Source organism: Paenibacillus radicis (ex Gao et al. 2016), from assembly GCF_014641555.1.
GTDB lineage: Bacteria > Bacillota > Bacilli > Paenibacillales > Paenibacillaceae > Pristimantibacillus > Pristimantibacillus radicis.
The window spans coordinates 45099-61969 of sequence record NZ_BMHY01000003.1; the positions used below are offsets into that span (position 1 = coordinate 45099).

General features: G+C 53.5%; 10 protein-coding genes. 1 reads left to right on the forward strand and 9 read right to left on the reverse strand.

The window, feature by feature from the left end:
- Positions 1–68 precede the first annotated feature (68 nt).
- The 6 genes from IEX98_RS08905 to IEX98_RS08930 form a co-directional block, all read right to left on the reverse strand.
- Positions 69–1355, reverse strand: coding sequence for an ABC transporter substrate-binding protein (locus IEX98_RS08905; RefSeq protein WP_188888607.1), 1287 nt, complete (start codon positions 1353–1355; stop codon positions 69–71).
- A gap of 23 nt (positions 1356–1378) precedes the next feature.
- Positions 1379–2722: an ABC transporter substrate-binding protein gene (locus IEX98_RS08910; RefSeq protein ID WP_188888608.1), complete on the reverse strand. Its 1344-nt coding sequence runs from the start codon at positions 2720–2722 to the stop codon at positions 1379–1381.
- A gap of 57 nt (positions 2723–2779) precedes the next feature.
- Complete coding sequence (locus IEX98_RS08915) at positions 2780–3964, reverse strand: acyl-CoA dehydrogenase family protein (RefSeq protein ID WP_188888609.1); 1185 nt, start codon at positions 3962–3964, stop codon at positions 2780–2782.
- Positions 3965–4085: 121 nt separating this feature from the next.
- On the reverse strand, positions 4086–5291 hold the full coding sequence (locus IEX98_RS08920) for a response regulator transcription factor (RefSeq protein WP_188888610.1): 1206 nt from the start codon (positions 5289–5291) through the stop codon (positions 4086–4088).
- Complete coding sequence (locus tag IEX98_RS08925; protein ID WP_188888611.1) at positions 5288–7072, reverse strand: cache domain-containing sensor histidine kinase; 1785 nt, start codon at positions 7070–7072, stop codon at positions 5288–5290. Before IEX98_RS08925 ends, IEX98_RS08920 begins: the two co-directional genes overlap by 4 nt.
- A 225-nt stretch (positions 7073–7297) precedes the next feature.
- Complete coding sequence (locus IEX98_RS08930) at positions 7298–8221, reverse strand: helix-turn-helix transcriptional regulator (RefSeq protein WP_188888612.1); 924 nt, start codon at positions 8219–8221, stop codon at positions 7298–7300.
- A 145-nt stretch (positions 8222–8366) separates the two neighbouring features.
- On the opposite strand from IEX98_RS08930, the gene IEX98_RS08935 reads away from it, so the two are divergent.
- The gene (locus IEX98_RS08935; protein WP_229692065.1) at positions 8367–9452 is read left to right on the forward strand and encodes an MBL fold metallo-hydrolase; all 1086 of its coding nucleotides are present in this window, start codon (positions 8367–8369) and stop codon (positions 9450–9452) included.
- 167 nt (positions 9453–9619) lie between these two features.
- On the opposite strand, the gene IEX98_RS08940 is transcribed toward IEX98_RS08935, so the two are convergent.
- Genes IEX98_RS08940 through IEX98_RS08950 form a run of 3 tightly spaced genes read right to left on the reverse strand, consistent with a single transcriptional unit; the run spans position 9620 to position 16852 of the window.
- On the reverse strand, positions 9620–12373 hold the full coding sequence (locus tag IEX98_RS08940; RefSeq protein WP_188888613.1) for an alpha-mannosidase: 2754 nt from the start codon (positions 12371–12373) through the stop codon (positions 9620–9622).
- A 31-nt stretch (positions 12374–12404) separates the two neighbouring features.
- Positions 12405–15536 carry a beta-galactosidase gene (locus tag IEX98_RS08945; protein ID WP_188888614.1) on the reverse strand — a complete coding sequence of 1044 codons (3132 nt, stop codon included), beginning with the start codon at positions 15534–15536 and terminating at the stop codon, positions 12405–12407.
- Positions 15533–16852: a glycoside hydrolase family 125 protein gene (locus tag IEX98_RS08950; RefSeq protein WP_188888615.1), complete on the reverse strand. Its 1320-nt coding sequence runs from the start codon at positions 16850–16852 to the stop codon at positions 15533–15535. Before IEX98_RS08950 ends, IEX98_RS08945 begins: the two co-directional genes overlap by 4 nt.
- Positions 16853–16871: the final 19 nt, after the last annotated feature.

Consider the following 16871-nt stretch of genomic DNA (forward strand, 5'->3'; position numbering starts at 1 on the left):
ATAGGAAGGGGACGATATTCGAATTGATGCCCTTCAAATGATCGTCCCCTGGCCTGCTTACGGCGCGTTTAGTTCGCGGCGTTTAATTTAATCGTAGCGTCTATATTTTTCAAATATTTCTCCACGCTTTGCTTCTCCAGCAGGAATGCCTGTGTTGTGCTGTACAACTCCGTTACGATATTGCTCGGAATCGTGGAAGCCATCCAGTCATGCACTTGGCCTTTGTCAATGAAATCGAGCAGCGGCTTCAAATTAGCGTCCTCATATACCGTGCCCTCGATAATGGAAGGCTCGCCGGACAGATCCGACCATTTTTGCGCAACTTCCGGACGTGCAAGGTAGCTGATGAACGTAATTGCCGCTTCTTTCTCCTCTGGCTTCGCTTTCGCCGATACGGAGAGCGCCGCGTTCACGCCGCTGAGTACATTCGTCGTCTCAACCGTATCATTCGGCAGCGGGAACGCACCGAATTTCAGATCCGGATTCGCCAGCTTAATGTTGCCGCGGCCGTAAGAGCCGGAAATAATCATCGCCACTTGGCCGTTAGCAAAAGCTTCTTGCATCATCGCCGTGCTGGCGCCAGCCGCGTCTTTATTGGCGTAAGTGAACAGCTCGTTCAGCTTGTTGCCGAATGCGAGGAATGCCGGGTTGTTCTCTACTTGAGCTTCGCCTTTCGCAACCTTCACCATTTCCTCTACGCCGCCTGGCACGTAGGCGATGTTCGTCGCTTGGAAAATGTGGCCGACGTCTTTAATCGGCAGGTAGAGCGGAGTTACACCGCTGGCAGCGAACTTCTTGCATGCTTCAATGAATTCGGCATACGTTGTCGGGATCGCAACATTGTTCTTCTCGAACAGATCAATATTGTAATAAACAGCCATGTAGTTACGGGCATAAGGAAGCGAATAGTATTCACCGTCGTCTGCAGGCGTCATTGCCAAGTACGATTTATTCACTTTCTCGATGAACGGCTGTCCGCTCAGCTTTTCGATGTAGCCATTTTTCACTTTTTCTTTAAATTGCAGTTGAGTCGGCCAGTCTGTGAACAACGGAGGAATATCGCCGGATGCTACTCTTGCCGTCAGCACCTTAACGGAGTCCGGTACAGTGTTCATCTCGATTTTGATGTTTGGATATTCTTTGGAAAAGTCCTCAATGACTGCCTTGTAGGCGTTCTGAATCGCTTCTTCCCCTTGCTGCTGGAAAAACTCGATCTTCACGACGCCGTCGCCTGAAGCCTTGCCGCCATTGCCGCTGCTGCTTTCGTTGTTCGCTGCTTTTCCGCAGCCAGCTGCCACAACCGTAAACGCAGCCAGCAAAAGGCAAATCAACGTAAACTTTATATTTTTGTTCATCGTCATTCTTGTCTCCATTCTAATTATGGTCTGGGATTAGCCTGGCCAGACAACTTCTCCGTAGCCTCGCTTCGGAAACGGGCCGCGCCCGCCTCCGGGGTGATCCGCTTGTACAAGATTTCCCGCTGCAGCGAGTTGAACAGCTTAACCAGTTCAGCACCGACCGCCGATTCCGGCGGATCAATCGGGCTTCCCCGCTGTTCCACCAAAGCGAGATAATCCAGTACTTTTCTTTGCGTTAAGGAAAGAGAATCTTTAATGCTGGCAATAACGGTAGGATTGTAAGGCAATCCGAAATAACCGCTTAACGATTTGGCTGCTTCGATATTGTTGGTGAAAAAGTCGATGAACAGCGCCGCTTCATCCGGATGTGTCGAGCTTTTCGCAATTCCGTGGTAGAAGGACGGCTTGATGTACATGCCCCGGTCTCCCGAGCCCGGATACATGGCGAGTCCGATCGGGAAGCCGAGCTGATTTTCCATAATATCGATCTGATTGCTCCAATACGTCTGCGCTCCGAACGCCGTCAAGCCTTTGGGAAACGCGCCGTCATCCAATCCCCTTGTGCTTTGCTCCAGAGCTGCGGGGCTGACAAGATCCTCGTCCATCCAGCGGAGCTGCTGCTTGAAGAAGGCGACGAATGATTCGTCATCGTCATACCCAAGTCCAGTTCGCGAGCTGTTGTAGAGCGATTTGCCCTGCTGTCTCAACCACACTTGAAAGTGCTTGAAGGTCAGCGTCGTATCCCCGTACACACCGGTCCGCTGCTTGATCGTCCGAAGATCGGCTTCGTACTGCTCCCAAGAATAATCGGGGCCTGGAGGCTCTACCCCCGCTTCTTCCAGCAGCTTCGGATTGTAAAACATGACGAGTGCGTTATTGCCGATATTAATGCCATAAGTGAGGCCGTTGACGGTTGCTCCTTGATTATGAACCGGATGGCTTGACCGCAGGTCAATCACATTCGATTCAATATACGAATTCAAAGGCAGCAGCAAATCCTTCTCGATATATTCCGAGATGTCGGCGTAGTCCATGCGGATGATATCGGGCAGGCTGTTCGTAGCCGCCATCACCGACAAATTGCCGGTATAGGCGTCGCCCCAGAAATATTCCGCCTTCACGCGGATATTCGGGTGGGCCTGCTCGAACAATCGAATGACCGCTTCATTCTTCTCGACGGTCAATTGGGAATTGGCCCAATAAGTCATCCTCAGCGTTACGGGCTCCGGACTTTCGGACGCACGGGTAGAAGACATGCGGTCTCGGTCAAATACCGAGCCCGTGCCCATTGCGCTCATGCATAGCGTCAGAACGACTGCCAGCAGCAGCAATATACCGATTCCGATTTTCCTCATGTCAACCATAGCGCTGCTTCCTTTACGAATAGACTTACTGCCCTTCCCTTATTCTCAATCCCAATCTTAGTCCGCTTCGGCGATGGCCCGATTGGCCAAATTCGTCAGTACGATGTCGTCCATCGGCGGATTATGCAGGCCCGCTCTAACGTCCCGGTACATGCGCTCCAATGGCAAGCTGCGGGACAGGCTCAAGCCTCCGACGATGCGCATCGCCTGATCGACGATACGAACGGCCGCGTTCGTTGCGATATATTTCGCCAAGCCAAGATCGGTTCGCAGAGAAGCCCGGTTTTCCGGCTCCTTGTCCCAGCGATCCGCCGTCTGGTACAGATAGCTTCGGGCGGTAATGAGATCGACCTCGATCTGCGCCAGCTGGCGCTTCACATTGGGCAGCTCCGCGATGGGAACGGTCAGCGAGTTTGGCTTATGCTTGCGGGCGAAGGCCAGTGCAAAATCCCGGGCGCCATACGCAATTCCGATATAGCAGGCCGGAATATGCAGCATCGTGCCTTCTGTCGGTATGGACGGCGTACCCGCCGCAGGCTGCTCCAGCCCTCGAATCGTCTCCGCATCCGGGACGAATACGTCCTGCAGCAGCACGTCATGACTGCCGGTCGCCCGCATGCCCATCGTATTCCACGTCTCTGCGACCTGTACGCCAAGCCCGCTTCGTACGAGAAAAGCACCGACCTTGTCGCTGCCCTCGATTCCAGCCGTTACGACAAACTGCTTGAGAATCGGACTGAGCGTACTGAACGTCTTGCGTCCGGTAATCAACCAGCCGCCTTCTGTACGGCTAGCCGTCGTCTCCGGTCTGCCACCGCGGGTCGGGCTGCCGGTCGCCGGCTCGCTTGCCAGCTCATTGATGACGACGCCGTCCTGCACGACATCCTTGCAAAGCTGGCCGTAGAGCGATTCCGGCCATGCGCGGGATAACCGCAGCTGCATCATCATATGAAGATGCCAGCCGACAGCAAGCGCCGTAGAGCCGTCACCTCTGGCAAGCCGCTCCTGCGACAATGCCATTTCGTAGGCCGATGCTTCTTCTCCTCCGTAGGTATGCGGAACGGTCAGCTTCAAATACCCCGAATCTTTCAGGTCTTCAAAGTTCTCAAACGGAAACGATCCCTCCAGATCATGCTTGGGAGCTCTCTCCGCGAATATCGACGCAAGCCGGTCAGCTCTTGCCGCGATTTCCGCTTCGCGTTCGTTGCGGATGAATGCATCTGGTGTACCGGGTCGAGTCATGTTCACCCCTACCGCCTTTCCTATATTTCTGATGAATTTACTGTGCTTTATACCTATATTAAGCCTAATACCTATTCGAAAATAGGTAAAAAACCGTACTCTTTGTTGTAAAAATCCGTTCTTATTCCGACACGCCGCTTATCCGTTTCCGGTATTCCGCAGGCGAGCAATCATAAATTTTCTTGAACACATTGGCGAAATATTGCGGGTCCTGCTCGAAACCGCACCGCTCCGCGATTTCATACATTTTCAATTGCGGCAGCGACTCGATCAGCTCCTTCGCCTTCTCCATCCGCATGACCGTAAGATAGCGGGTATACTTCTCCCCCGTCTCCTGCCGGAACAGCTTGCCCAAATATTCCGAGTTCAGGAACAAGTGATGCTGTGCCAGCCATTGCAGCGACAGCTGACGATTATCCAAGTGCTCGTCCGTTAACTGTTTAATCCGGGCGATGACCCGGGAACGCTTATCGGAGCGAAGCTCCCTCTGGCTGTCCATAATAGCGGAAAGCTCCTCCGTCATGTAGCGCTGAATCTCCTTCAGCGTCTTCATTTGCCAGATACGGACACCGTCACTTTCCTTCTTATAACCAAATGCAAGCGCCGCTTCCTTAAAGGCGGCGTCTAGCAGCTCCATGCAGCGTCCTGTCGCAAACTTCGCCTCCGGACGCTTCTCGAACAGGGCATGGAAAAATACGGCCAAGCCTCTCTCGAGCTCCGATTCTTCGCCGTTCCGGATTGCGGCCGCAATGGTCCGCACATATTCATCTTCTTCCGCCGACCAGACCGCTGCGTTCGCAGCAGCGCCCGGCACTAGCTCCGAATCGCTCGCCCCCCAGCCTTCGGTTGTAGCATAAAAGGCATTCGATCGGGCCGATTGACCGCTGCTGCCGGTCTCTGCCAGCTGCCGCTGCATCCCTTCCCATTGACGCTCCTTGCTACGTTGAGCCTCGAGCTCCGCCTTCACCTCATGCAGCACCTGTATAATTTCCTCTTCATTGCTGGGCTTCAGCAAATAATGCTTAACCCCGAATTTCATCGCTTGCGCGGCCAGCTCAAATTCTCCATAGCCCGACAGGACGATGAAGGTGGTGCCGGAAATTTCCGATTGTGTCTTCTGGATGAGCTCCAGACCGTTTAACTTCGGCATCTTAATATCGGTAATCACGATATCCGGGCGCTTCTCGATAATCTCCCTGTAGGCCGACAGGCCGTCCGGCGCCGTTCCCGCCAGCATGAGCCCAAGCGACCTCCAATCGATCATATCGGCGATCCCTTCCCGGATCATCCGTTCATCATCTACGACTAACACTTTATAATTACTCATCCCACTGCCTCGCTCTCCGTCATAACCGGCAAAGATACCCGTATCGTCGTCCCTTGATCCAGTCCCCGATGAATGCTAATTCCATATTGATCTCCGTATAGCAGATGAATCCGCTCGTGAATGCTTCGCAAGCCAAACCCTCCGCTAGACTTCCCTTGCTCTCCGGCACTAGTACGAACAGTCATACCCGATGATGATGACTGATTGCCTTCGACAGCCTGCAAATAACCGGCGTCCATCCCTGGGCCGCGATCCGTAATCCATAGATCCAGCCGATCGCCGAATCGCTCGCCGCTGATGGAAATCTCGCATTCTCCCGTCGTCTCATCGATACCGTACTTCATGCAGTTCTCAACGATTGGCTGCAGGATCATACTCGGCAAATACAGCCCCTGCAGTTCTTCGGCAATCTCAATCTCATAGTGCAACCGATGCTCAAACCGGAATTGCTGAATCGAAAAATAGTTATTCAGATGGGTCATCTCATCCCGGAGGGTGACGATTTCCTTGCGGCTGATCGTATTGCGAAGCATGTCGCCAAGCGCCTTGACCATTTTCGAGATGGCAGCTTGTCCATTCCGTCTAGCCAGCCAGTTAATCGAATCTAACGTATTATATAAAAAATGCGGATTCAGCTTCGCCTTAAGCGTCTCGTATTGCGACTCTTTCAGATGAATCTGCTTCACATAATTTTCTTTAATCAGGTGATCGAGCCGGTCCGCCATCTTCGAAAAATTGATCGTAAGCAAACCGATTTCATCCGGCTTCTTCACCGGAACGGTGTGAATGGAGGAGAAATCCCCCTTTTCTACTTTAGCCATCCGCAGCGTCAATTCCTCCAGCGAGCGGGTTATGCTTCTGGAGAAAATAAGGCCAAACCAGATGAGCACGGCGAAAATACATCCGTACAAGACGAGCAATATCCGCCTCATAAAGACCGCGGCTTCGAATAACGATTCATACGGAACAAGGTGGATAAACGTCCACCCCGTATAGGCAAGTGTTGAGTAGGTTGCTAAATATTTATGATTTTTCACGCTAAGCATGCTGTACGGCTCGGCACTCCCCTCTTCCTCCCCATGACGAAACCCTGCCGGCAGCTCGACAGCCAAAGCTTCACCCGTGTCGGAATAGACCGGCTTCTCTCCATCCTGGATAATGAGGGAGGTGTTGTAGCGCGTGCTCTTCTTATCCTTAAGGCTAACGATCTGGCTGGCTTCCACCCGGATAATAAGCGTGCCCAGCGGCTGCAAGTCCATATTCTGCACGGCGCGGATTTGCCGTACCGACAGAAACGTCATCGGCTCCTTGCCTCCGACCCAATAGCTGGCACCGGCTTTATCAGCGGCCAGCCGGATCATCTCCGAGTCATGCGCCGGCACCGGGGCATCAGCGAGCGAGCCCGCCAAATATTCATTGCCGCTCGTATCCACGATTACAATCGACTTAATCGAATAGTCGTGGAAAGGATAGGTGAGCAGCTTTTGCTTCAAGGCGCTGACCGCCGTCAAATATTCCAGCGTCCCCTTTTCATGCTTGATCTGCTTCAGCCGTTCTTGAATATCCGGGTCGCTGACGAGGGTGAGCGTAAACTTGTCGATCTCATTGAGCTTCTCTTCCATCCGCTCCGAATACAAATAGAGCTTGTCGCTCGCTTCCTCATAGACAAGCCGTTCATACAACGTCTGCATTCTCTGAACATAGAGCAGTCCAACAAAGCTTATTGCAACGGCCCCGATAATGACGAACAGCACCAGCTTGTGCCTCAGCTTGAGTTTCATGGCTCACCTTCCCGAATGATGGAGAAAAAGGCTTTCGCAGCAAGCCGCCGACATTGCCGCCCTTGCCGAAAAGCCCCAGCCTGATCCATTTTGCATTCCCTATTAATCCGATATGCTTTTAACATTAGCATTCTAGCAAGCTTCACTAGACGTGTCAATTTGGTAAGAGAACCCACCTCGAATCCATCCGTCACTTATGAAGCAACCCGACGGGCTCCACGCTCGCTAGACTTCATCCGAATAGATTTGCATCATTTTACCCAACGTCATCTTAAGCTCCTGACGCAAGCTCGCCGGCTCGATAATTTCCGCATCCTCGCCAAAGCTGAGCAGCACCCGAATGAGCCATTTGGTATTGTCGGCATCGCGAAGCTGCAGCTTGATCGTCATCGATCCGTCTTCGTGATACGTTCGTTCCTGGTTGTTGAAATGATCCAGCGCCAAGGCGAGCGATCGTTTCGTAAAACGCAGCAAAACATCAACAGACTCGGCGCCTTCATTTCGTTGATAGGGATCACGCTCTACTGGCGGCAGCTCGACTCTGCGCTGGAAGTGCTCCGCCAGCACCTTCATATCCGAAATACGCGACAGCTTGAATTCTCTGAAATTGTTCCGTTCTCTGCAAAAGCCGTACAAGTACCAGGCTTGCCTTCTGAACTTCAGACTCGCCGGTTCCACGCTGCGCTTCGTCCGCTCGTTCTTCCAGCTGATATAGTCGAATTGAATGACCGTCCTTCTCGTAATAGCCTCTCTTAAGTCACGAAGCAGTTGGTTGTATAACGGGTGGCCGCCCATCTCCAGATTGAGCACCGGATTGGCGTTATCCCTTTGAATCGTTTGCAGCTTGCGCACCGTATCCATCGCCTGCTCGTCCTCAAAGACGGTCGATAATCCGCTTAGTACGGTAATAAGCGTTTCCGCATCATAGGCATTCAGCAAGCTTTTGTCCATTTTATAGGAATCGATAATGCCGTAGCCGCCGTTCACACCCTGATAGGATACGACCGGAATGCCTGCCGCGCTTATCGCTTCAATATCCCGGTAAATCGTCCGCTGCGACACCTCATACTTGTCCGCTAGTGCGGATGCCGATATGACTTCATTGTTCAGCAGCATGTAAATCATCGAAATGAGACGCTCCAGCTTCACTCGTGTACTTCATCCTCCGCAATTGGCCCTCAATAGGCCTAATATTGAGGTTATTATACCATTTTATTGCTGCAAACCGGGGAGAAAGAATCCGCTGTCCATTCATGCTATAATGACAACAAAAAATAGAATTGAGGCTGACTTCGTGATTGTTTTCATTTCCCTGCTCATCTTGGTATTGATGGCGGCCGTCTTGATAATCTCCTTGTACCCTCCGCTTGGCAAAAGGCCCTCATCTCTGCTGCGCAGTCAGTATCAAAGCTATCCAAATTATAACGGCGGCAAATTTCACAATGAGATTCCGACTTCCAAAAGCATGAAGCCTTCCGAGATGGCGAAAGTGATGGCGGACATGGCAAAGGGCGATCCGTTGCGGAAGCCGAGCAGTCCCCTTGAAACGGTGCCGTTCCGTCCGGAGAAGACAGGCGAAGCCCGCGTCGTATGGCTCGGCCATTCGGCAGTCTGGGTTGAGCTTGCAGGCAAGACGCTGCTGCTTGATCCGATGTTTGGCCGATCCCCGTCGCCCTTCCCGATATTCGGCAACGGCCGCTACAGCCGTAACTTGCCGTTCGATATAAGCCAAATGGGCATAATCGATGCTGTCATCCTATCGCATGACCATTATGACCATCTCGATTACGGAACGATCCGCAAGCTAAAGGACCGGGTCCGGCGGTTTATTGTACCGGCGGGCGTGAGCATCCATTTGGAAGCATGGGGCGTGAAGAAAGCAGCAATTGAAGAATATGGCTGGGGAGAGACAACCGAATTTGAAGGCTTGAAGCTCGTATGCGCACCAGCAAGACATTTCTCCGGGCGCAACGTCATCGGCGAAAATTCCTCCCTATGGTGTTCATGGATCATCGAAGGCGGCGGAGAGAAGCTGTTCTTCAGCGGTGACAGCGGCTACGGCCCGCATTTCCGTGAAATCGGGGGAAAATACGGTCCGTTCGACCTGACGCTCATCGAATGCGGCCAATATGACGATCGCTGGCGCGACATTCATATGCTGCCTGAGCAATCGGTGCAGGCCCATCTCGACGTTCGCGGAAAACGGATGGTACCGATTCATTGGGGCGCCTTCACGCTCGCCGTCCATGACTGGCATGACCCGATTAACCGGGTCGTCCGGGCGGCTGAACAGCGGGGCGTAGAACTCGCTACCCCGCGAATCGGAGAACCGGTCGCCTTCCGCTCCGAACGTCTTCCCTCCTCTGTCTGGTGGAAATAAAAGCTTCGTCAGACCCTGAAGAAGGGGCAAAAAGCGGATGCAGCCATGATGGCGGGATATTAAACCAAGAAGCGGCCTCTCGCAGGCCTGCGTAAATAAAAAGCATCGATTCCTGGGGATTGCCCCGGAACCGATGCTTTTTTACACTTTTACAGTTATAAATGGCATTAATGTTTAACGGCAATCGTCACAATCTCGCAAGGCCCGACCGGCAATTGCACATAAGATTGAGCTCCGCCTTCTGCTTGAACAGAAAGGCTTTCGCCCGCCTGCTCCAGCACATCGCTCTTATAAGCTTCTTCAAGCGTTGCATAAGCCGCGCCCGACAGCTTCAGCTCAGCAGCAGAAGCATTCATGTTGAACCATCTCGCCATGTAATCGCCGGATTGCTCGCTTACCTTCAACGAGGTGAACGCCATGCTGCTTCCTTCCCACTGGAACAAAGCGCCTGCCGGAGCAAGCTTGCCTGAGTGAACGCCCGTCTGGCTAACCGTCCAAGGTGCTTGGAACTGATAAGCCCCCGCGTATGCGCCCGAAGCGGCACCGTCTCCGTTATGCGGCAAAATGATCAAGCTGAATTGCTGCTCACCCAGACATTGCGCTTCCGGCGTCGGGAATACGCCCCAGTCGCCAAGCTCGGCAACTGCACGAAGCAGCGTAACCGCGATGGACTGGCGTCCGTCGCGCAGCACCTCATACTCATTCAAGCCGAGGTTCGCTACCGTCAGACCGGCTTGTCCGTGACTTACGTCAACGAATGCCTGCTGATGCTGAGCGTTGCTTGGATTGCTCCACTCCGGCGCCGGCTCGTTGTCGCGGCGTACAACCTCGAAGATCGAATCCGCATGATGATAAGCCGCGGCAAGATCCGTCGGGAACAATACGCGAACCCGGTGATCCTTCGCCTGGTTGTTGAAGGAAGACTTCCACTCCAGTCCCTTGCCCTCGCGGCTTAGTGCGATTTCAGTACGGATAACAAGCGGAACCATTGTCTCCGTACGCTGAGATTTGCGGTCCGGGAAATAGACCGCTTCTTGTTTCTCCACCTCGAAATATGGCTCCGCCGAAGCAGGAATCGCCCATTCATGAATGATTTCGAAGGAAGCACGGTATGGCGTATCTTCAACTAGACGAATGCGGGCTGGCAGTCCCTTCGTCGTCAGTGCCTGCTCGCCATTCGGCTGCTTGTACATATATTCGTTGCCGATATCGCCAGTGTTCTCGTATACGCCAAGATCGGAGTAGATTTGGCCGTTGCGCTTGTCAGTCAATTGGAACGAGCCGTCGTTGCTGATGTCAACGCGGAGCCATTCATTCTCCAGCGCATTCGGGCCAGCTGCCAATGATGCCGAAGCTTGCTCTGCTGCTGTTGCAGCAGCTTTACGTACATAGCCATAAGCAGCCAGACCAAGCGCTGCAACATCCTTCGCTTCGAACGTAAGCCGTACTCTGCGAGCCATGTAAGGCTGACGGAACTTGTCGTCTGGCAGCTCATAGCCGAAGTGGAGTCCCAAATCGGCCATAGTGTGAGCAACTGCACTGCCGTTATGGTCAACAAGTTCCCGGCCCGTCACATCAACGGCGTACATCATTTGATTCATCGTGTCTAGCGAGTGGCCGTCGCGGAAGTAGATACGCTCGATATCAAGCTCAATACTCACGACACCGCTGCGGTTCCAGCCCGTCGTATTGTAGACGACGAATGGAATTGCAGCCTCGCCGTATTGCTCGAATACCGAAGTGTCGACAGCATCGGCGACGATTTGCTTGCTCTCGTCGATGATCGCTTCCGCCACATGGCGGCTCTTATCGAATCGGGTCACCATCTCACGGTGAACCTCATCGACGCTGCAGCCGCAAATGCTGTCATGCGGATGGTTCTGCATCAGCGTCTTCCACGCATAAGTAAACAAATGATGCGGATATTCATGGCCCAGCGAGTAAGCGAATGCGGCGAGCGGCTCTGCCACACGCTCCAGCATCGCTTGTCCCAGCTGATTCATTTGCTTCAAGTACACACGTGCGGATGCCGTATTTACAAGCGTGGACCAGCCGTCCGTACGCTGACTGCGAAGCTCGCCCTTCACGACGGACAGCTCGCGTGTCATCGATTCGTTCACGGAAGCCAAGTAGTCCTCGAAGTTGGAATGAACAAACTCCGTATCCGGGTAAAGCTTCCTAGCCATCTCCAGCGCCTCAGGCAAGTCCCGTTGAATGGGCTGATGATCGCAGCCGTTCATGAACAGCAATTGTCCGGTAGCGGCATATTTCTCCGCATCCGCAAGCTTACGCTCCCAATACTCCTTGGCGCTTGCTTCGTCTGCCGGCACTTCGTTGCCGTTGGAATACCAGTTGGCGAACAGGATGCCAAGTACACGGGAGCCGTCCGGACCTTCCCAGATCAGTTCCGAGAACGAGGATTCGTATTCGGAATCTGCTACCGTATTGTTGAAGCCGGTCGGCTTCACGCCTCGGCCGAACACGGCGTTGTCGATACCCGCTTGGCGCATCATTTGCGGCGCTTGGCCAATATTGCCGAACGTATCCGGGAAATAGCCCACTTTTGCTATAGTGCCGTAGCGGCTTGCATCCTGATGTCCAATCTGCAGGTTGCGAATATTCGCTTCGCTGCTCGTCAGGAACGCATCCTGCAGGATGTACCAGGGTCCGATTACGATTCGGCCTTCTTTAATATACCGTTCCAGCCGTTCCCGGTTATCCGGGCGAACCTGCAAGTAATCTTCCAGAATGATCGTTTGTCCGTCCAAATAAAAGCTTTTGAAATCCGGATCCGTCTCCAGTGTATGAAGCAGCGTATCCACTAATTTGACGAGCAGCACATGATGCTTCTCATATGGCAAATACCATTCCCGGTCCCAGTGGGTATGCGAGATGATATGGGCAGTCCGTTTGTAGGTCATCGTTCAAACCCCTTTCTATGCTGATTAATCCTTAGTTGCTTGGCGAGGTCACCGTAATGCTGGACTCGCGGGGCCGATAGACAGAAAGCAGCTTGCCTTGCTTGTCCACTGCAAACAAGACCGATCTTTCTTTCGGAAGCTCAAAAGCATATCCAGCTCCAGAAGCCGGATCCTTCACTTCAATGTCCGCATTGCGGCCAAACTCCGATACGAAGATGAACAGCGCGCCATCCCGGAACTGGAGCTTGCGCCCGTATACGCCCGGCAGTTCGCCGCCCTTCACCCACTCCAGCTCCTGCGTACAACCTGAGGAGGCCAACGCATACTTATACAGCGCTGTGAGCGTCTCGGTGCGATCGTTCAGCTCTACCGGCAGCGGACACCAAACGATGCGTCCTTTGCCAAGCGGCAGCTCTCTCAAATCATCTGCATCTGTATCGGTCTCGCCTTTGCGGGATTCCTTCCATACTTGCGCAATCCGGCGGCTGCCGTAAGAAACGGGCCATACCCGGTCGCCAATACGAAGCTGTTCCTCGCGTACGACGTTCTTAAGTTCTCTTTCTCCAAACAGCTCCGTATGACGGTCAACCGGCCGCCAATACGCGTCCAGACTCGTTGGTCCCGTTAACAGCAGCGTCGCTCCCGACCGCTCGATGCAGCCGAGCAGCTGCTCGAACTGTGCGTCATCCAGGTTATGGGCACTTGGCAAAATGACCAGCTTGGCAGGATTCGCTTCCAGCTCGTGCAAGTGGTATTCCGATACGCCGCGGAACGGCTTATTCAGTTCATAAGCAAGCACACGGGTCGCTGTCGTCGTTGCGTCAAAGGCCAGCTTGCGGTTGGAGAAATCATTGGAGTACGGGAATATGACTACCGTATCCTCCAGCTCCCTGCCGGCAAATAAATCACGGATTTCCGCCATAAACCGGCCGAAATCATAGGATACATCCGCCTCCGGCTTCTCCGTGCCGTCTGCGCGAACCGCTCCGATATGGGATTCATTAGCGTTGTCCATATAGAAGTTGGTGTTCCAGATCCATTGCACAGCGCCTGCACCGCCGGTCGAGAAGGCATACGCATATTTGCGCTCCAGCATGTTCCGCAGCTCAGCTTCGGAACGCTTCGCCCGGCCTTCCGGCGTCTCAACGTACATAATACCGGTTTCCTGCACGAGGTTCGGCTTGTCCGCCGTCTTGGCAAAGATGCCGTCCCAGACGAGATAATCATTCAGCCACCAGGAATGAACGGTCGTGTAATCCACCGCCTCGCCATAGAAGAACGGCGAAGGCCGCTGCGCGCCAAGCGCCTCGTCCTGACCAACCGTAACCATATGATCCGGACATTCCTCTTTGATGACATCGTATAATTGTTTAGCCCAGCGGTTGTGCATATCCATGGAGAACAGGACATAATCCAGCCAGCGTGTCCCTTTCTTGCCCTGGTGCATATCTTGCACGTCGAAGTTGATTTCTTCCGGCTCCGGCGGTACAGCTGATTCGAAATCCGGCAATTGCTCCGGCGTCATGTTCCATACTTTCTGAAGCCTTGCGATAGAGCCGTGCCGCTCCTTCAGCCATGCCGCATAGGCAGCCTGCTCGAACGAATCACGCGCCGATCTTGGCCCATCCGAGAAAATCCTTGGCGGATCGAACATCGAAGGCTCGTTGATCAAATCCCAATCGACATGCTTCGATTGGCTGTGACGGGAGACAATCGCCCGGATGAACCGTTTCTGGGCTTCCACGCTCCGCGGGTCCAGATACGGATTTTTTCCTTCCCAGGTTTCCGGAGTAAAGGAGAAGAACGTAAAGGTTACCTGCAGATCATGGCGTTTCGCCGTTAAGAGGAACGCATCGATTGCGCGAAGTGCCTCCTCCGAAGCATGACCGTCTACCTGCATCACATTTCGGTAGGCAGTCCATATGCCGGTACGAATCCAGTTGATGCCAGCCTTGCGCATTTGCGCCATATCACGTTCCCAGACTGACGCATTCGGCAGGAACAGAAACTTCCTTGCCACATCCGAAGTCATATAGGTCATGCCAACGACCGGCATCGGACGTCCGTCCTTGATGAAATAATCGCGTTCGCAAGTTACAGGGCTGCCTGCGGCCAACAGCTCGCGATCCATGCCCCAGAAGCCTTGACGAAGGACGCGTCGTTCACCCGTCGACGACTCCGCAATGCATTCTACGCTGTAATAGCCGCTCACAAGCGATAGCGTAACCGGCAAGCGCAGAATAAGCTGCCTGCTCGTCGCTTCCTCTTGCAGACGGCTCGACCAACGCTGCTCCGAATGGTTCTCATGCTCGACAGAGATGATGAAGCTCCAGCTTGCAGGAGCTTCATCAACGCTGGAATGTTGGCTAAGCTGCTGCATTTGCAGCGTCAGCATCGCCTGTTCACCCGGCTCGTAAGAAGCATAATTAGGCTTCACCCAAAGCTCCGTTACGCCTGCGCTGCAATACGCCGACCAGCGAAGCAGCTCTTGAACGCCTCCGCCTTGCCAGAATGCTTCGGTCAAGGGCAGGTTAACGAACAGCCAGCGTGCTCCCGCGAAAGCGCCCTTCGTGTTCTCCCACAGCAGAACAGGAGCGGCAACTTCTCTTCCTTCAGATGAAATACCTTTTAACAGCGGGTACAAATGAGCATCCATCGGACCTGCCGACCCCATTTGATGCGGCAAATCGCTGCTTTTGGATACATGAGGCACCAGATTCCACGTAGGCGACACTTCAAACAGCGATTCCTTGCCTGCCAGCAGCGGAATATCCGCCATGGCCGACAGCGTGCGGATTGGCGCAGCATCTACCGGCAAAGCTTCGTGAATTTGCAGCTCACGGTGGTAAGCCGTCTGCGCAGGTTCCGCCTCCCATACCCCAGCATCATTGCGCGATACCGGAATTTGAAACGGTGCTCCGCCAACGCTGATCAAGCCGCCGCCGCGACGTAAGTAAGCGATGATCTCGCTCCAGGCTTCCTTCGGAAAGTAAGGCGCATGCAGATTGACAAAGCTGCCGCCACCCGCAGCAGCGAGCGCTTGACCTAGACCGCTAGCATTAACGACAACCCCGCTCTCGGCGAGAAGCTGCTCCGCTGCCGGGTTTGGCCGGGATACCGCCGGAAACGAGGGATCATAGAAAATGATGGCGTTATGGCTCATAGCAATTCGTCCTTCATCGCCTGGTACACAAGCTGGGAGAACAGGCTGTTCGACCAGGCAAACCATTTGCGCGTAAATTGCGTTGGATCATCCGAATGGAAGCCTTCATGCATGTAGCCGGTATCCGCATCGGTTGCTTCGAGCATATCGATCAAAGCGAGCTTCTCTTCGCTGCTCGTTGCCGTTATACCTTGCATAGACAGCGCCATATGCCAGATATAGCCTGGAGGCGTATGCGGGCTGCCGATTCCTTTGGCCGCAGTGCCCTCGTAATAGAACGGGTTCTCCTTGCTGAGTGCGAACCTTCTTGTATTCTGGTAGATCGGATCATCCGCATTCGTATAGCCCAAATAAGGGATCGAGATCAGACCAGGCGTGCCAGCATCGTCCATCAGGCAATAGTTGCCGAAGCCGTCTGTCTCGTAAGCATAGATCGGGCCAAACTCCGGATGACGGTAAATGCCGTACAGCTGAATGCCGTGATCCACGTCTTCCTCCAGCTTTTTCAACTCCTGCACCAGATCCATATCACGGAATACCCATTCCGCAATATCTCTCATTTGACGGAGCGCGACAACCGCGAACATATTGTCCGGAATGTTGTAATGGAAATCGCATGCGTCATCACTGGAGCGGAAGCCCGACCAGATCATGCCGGTATAATTGACAGGCATGCCAAGTCCGCTATTGCGCAGCGAATCGGTAGGAATGCCGTTATCCCGTACGAAACGGTACGGGGACAGCTCGAAGTGACGCTGCTCCGTTTTCCACAGCGAGACGATCGTGCGCATCGCTTGCTTGAAGCCGGAATCGAAAATATCCGTCAGCTCCGTCTCTTTCCAGTAAGCATGAGCGAGACGCATCGAGAAGCAGATGGAATCGAGCTCGAACTTGCGCTCCCATACCCATGGGGACATATCGGTCTCGTCCGTCGTATTCCAATGCCAGTCATTGTCCGTCTCATTGAACGCATTCGCATACGGATCGATCTGAATATAAGCGATATGGCGCTTGATCAAGCCGCTCAATATACGCTGAAGCTCTTTGTCTTGCTTCGCTAGCGGAACATAATGAATAACTTGCTCGACGGAGTCGCGCAGCCACATGGCCGGAATATCGCCGGTAATAACAAATGTCGTGCCGTCCTCCATCAGCTTCGTTGTCGTTTCGAGCGTATTCGGAAAACAGTTTTTGAACAATTGCAGCAGCTTCGGACGATGCGCCAGCTTCTGTTCAGCCTCCTCCAATACGTCTTGAACGGCCTTTGGAAGCGTAAGCTCCGGCATCGGAATTTTCGGTAGTCTAAATTGCTCCATAGTAAGTAGATGCTCCTTT

Bases quoted from the DNA above. Each gene is read 5' to 3' on its own strand.
- IEX98_RS08905 (WP_188888607.1), bottom strand. From the start codon at position 1,355: ATGAACAAAAATATAAAGTTTACGTTGATTTGCCTTTTGCTGGCTGCG.
- IEX98_RS08910 (WP_188888608.1), bottom strand. From the start codon at position 2,722: ATGGTTGACATGAGGAAAATCGGAATCGGTATATTGCTGCTGCTGGCA.
- IEX98_RS08915 (WP_188888609.1), bottom strand. From the start codon at position 3,964: ATGACTCGACCCGGTACACCAGATGCATTCATCCGCAACGAACGCGAA.
- IEX98_RS08920 (WP_188888610.1), bottom strand. From the start codon at position 5,291: ATGAGTAATTATAAAGTGTTAGTCGTAGATGATGAACGGATGATCCGG.
- IEX98_RS08925 (WP_188888611.1), bottom strand. From the start codon at position 7,072: ATGAAACTCAAGCTGAGGCACAAGCTGGTGCTGTTCGTCATTATCGGG.
- IEX98_RS08940 (WP_188888613.1), bottom strand. From the start codon at position 12,373: ATGACCTACAAACGGACTGCCCATATCATCTCGCATACCCACTGGGAC.
- IEX98_RS08945 (WP_188888614.1), bottom strand. From the start codon at position 15,536: ATGAGCCATAACGCCATCATTTTCTATGATCCCTCGTTTCCGGCGGTA.
- IEX98_RS08950 (WP_188888615.1), bottom strand. From the start codon at position 16,852: ATGGAGCAATTTAGACTACCGAAAATTCCGATGCCGGAGCTTACGCTT.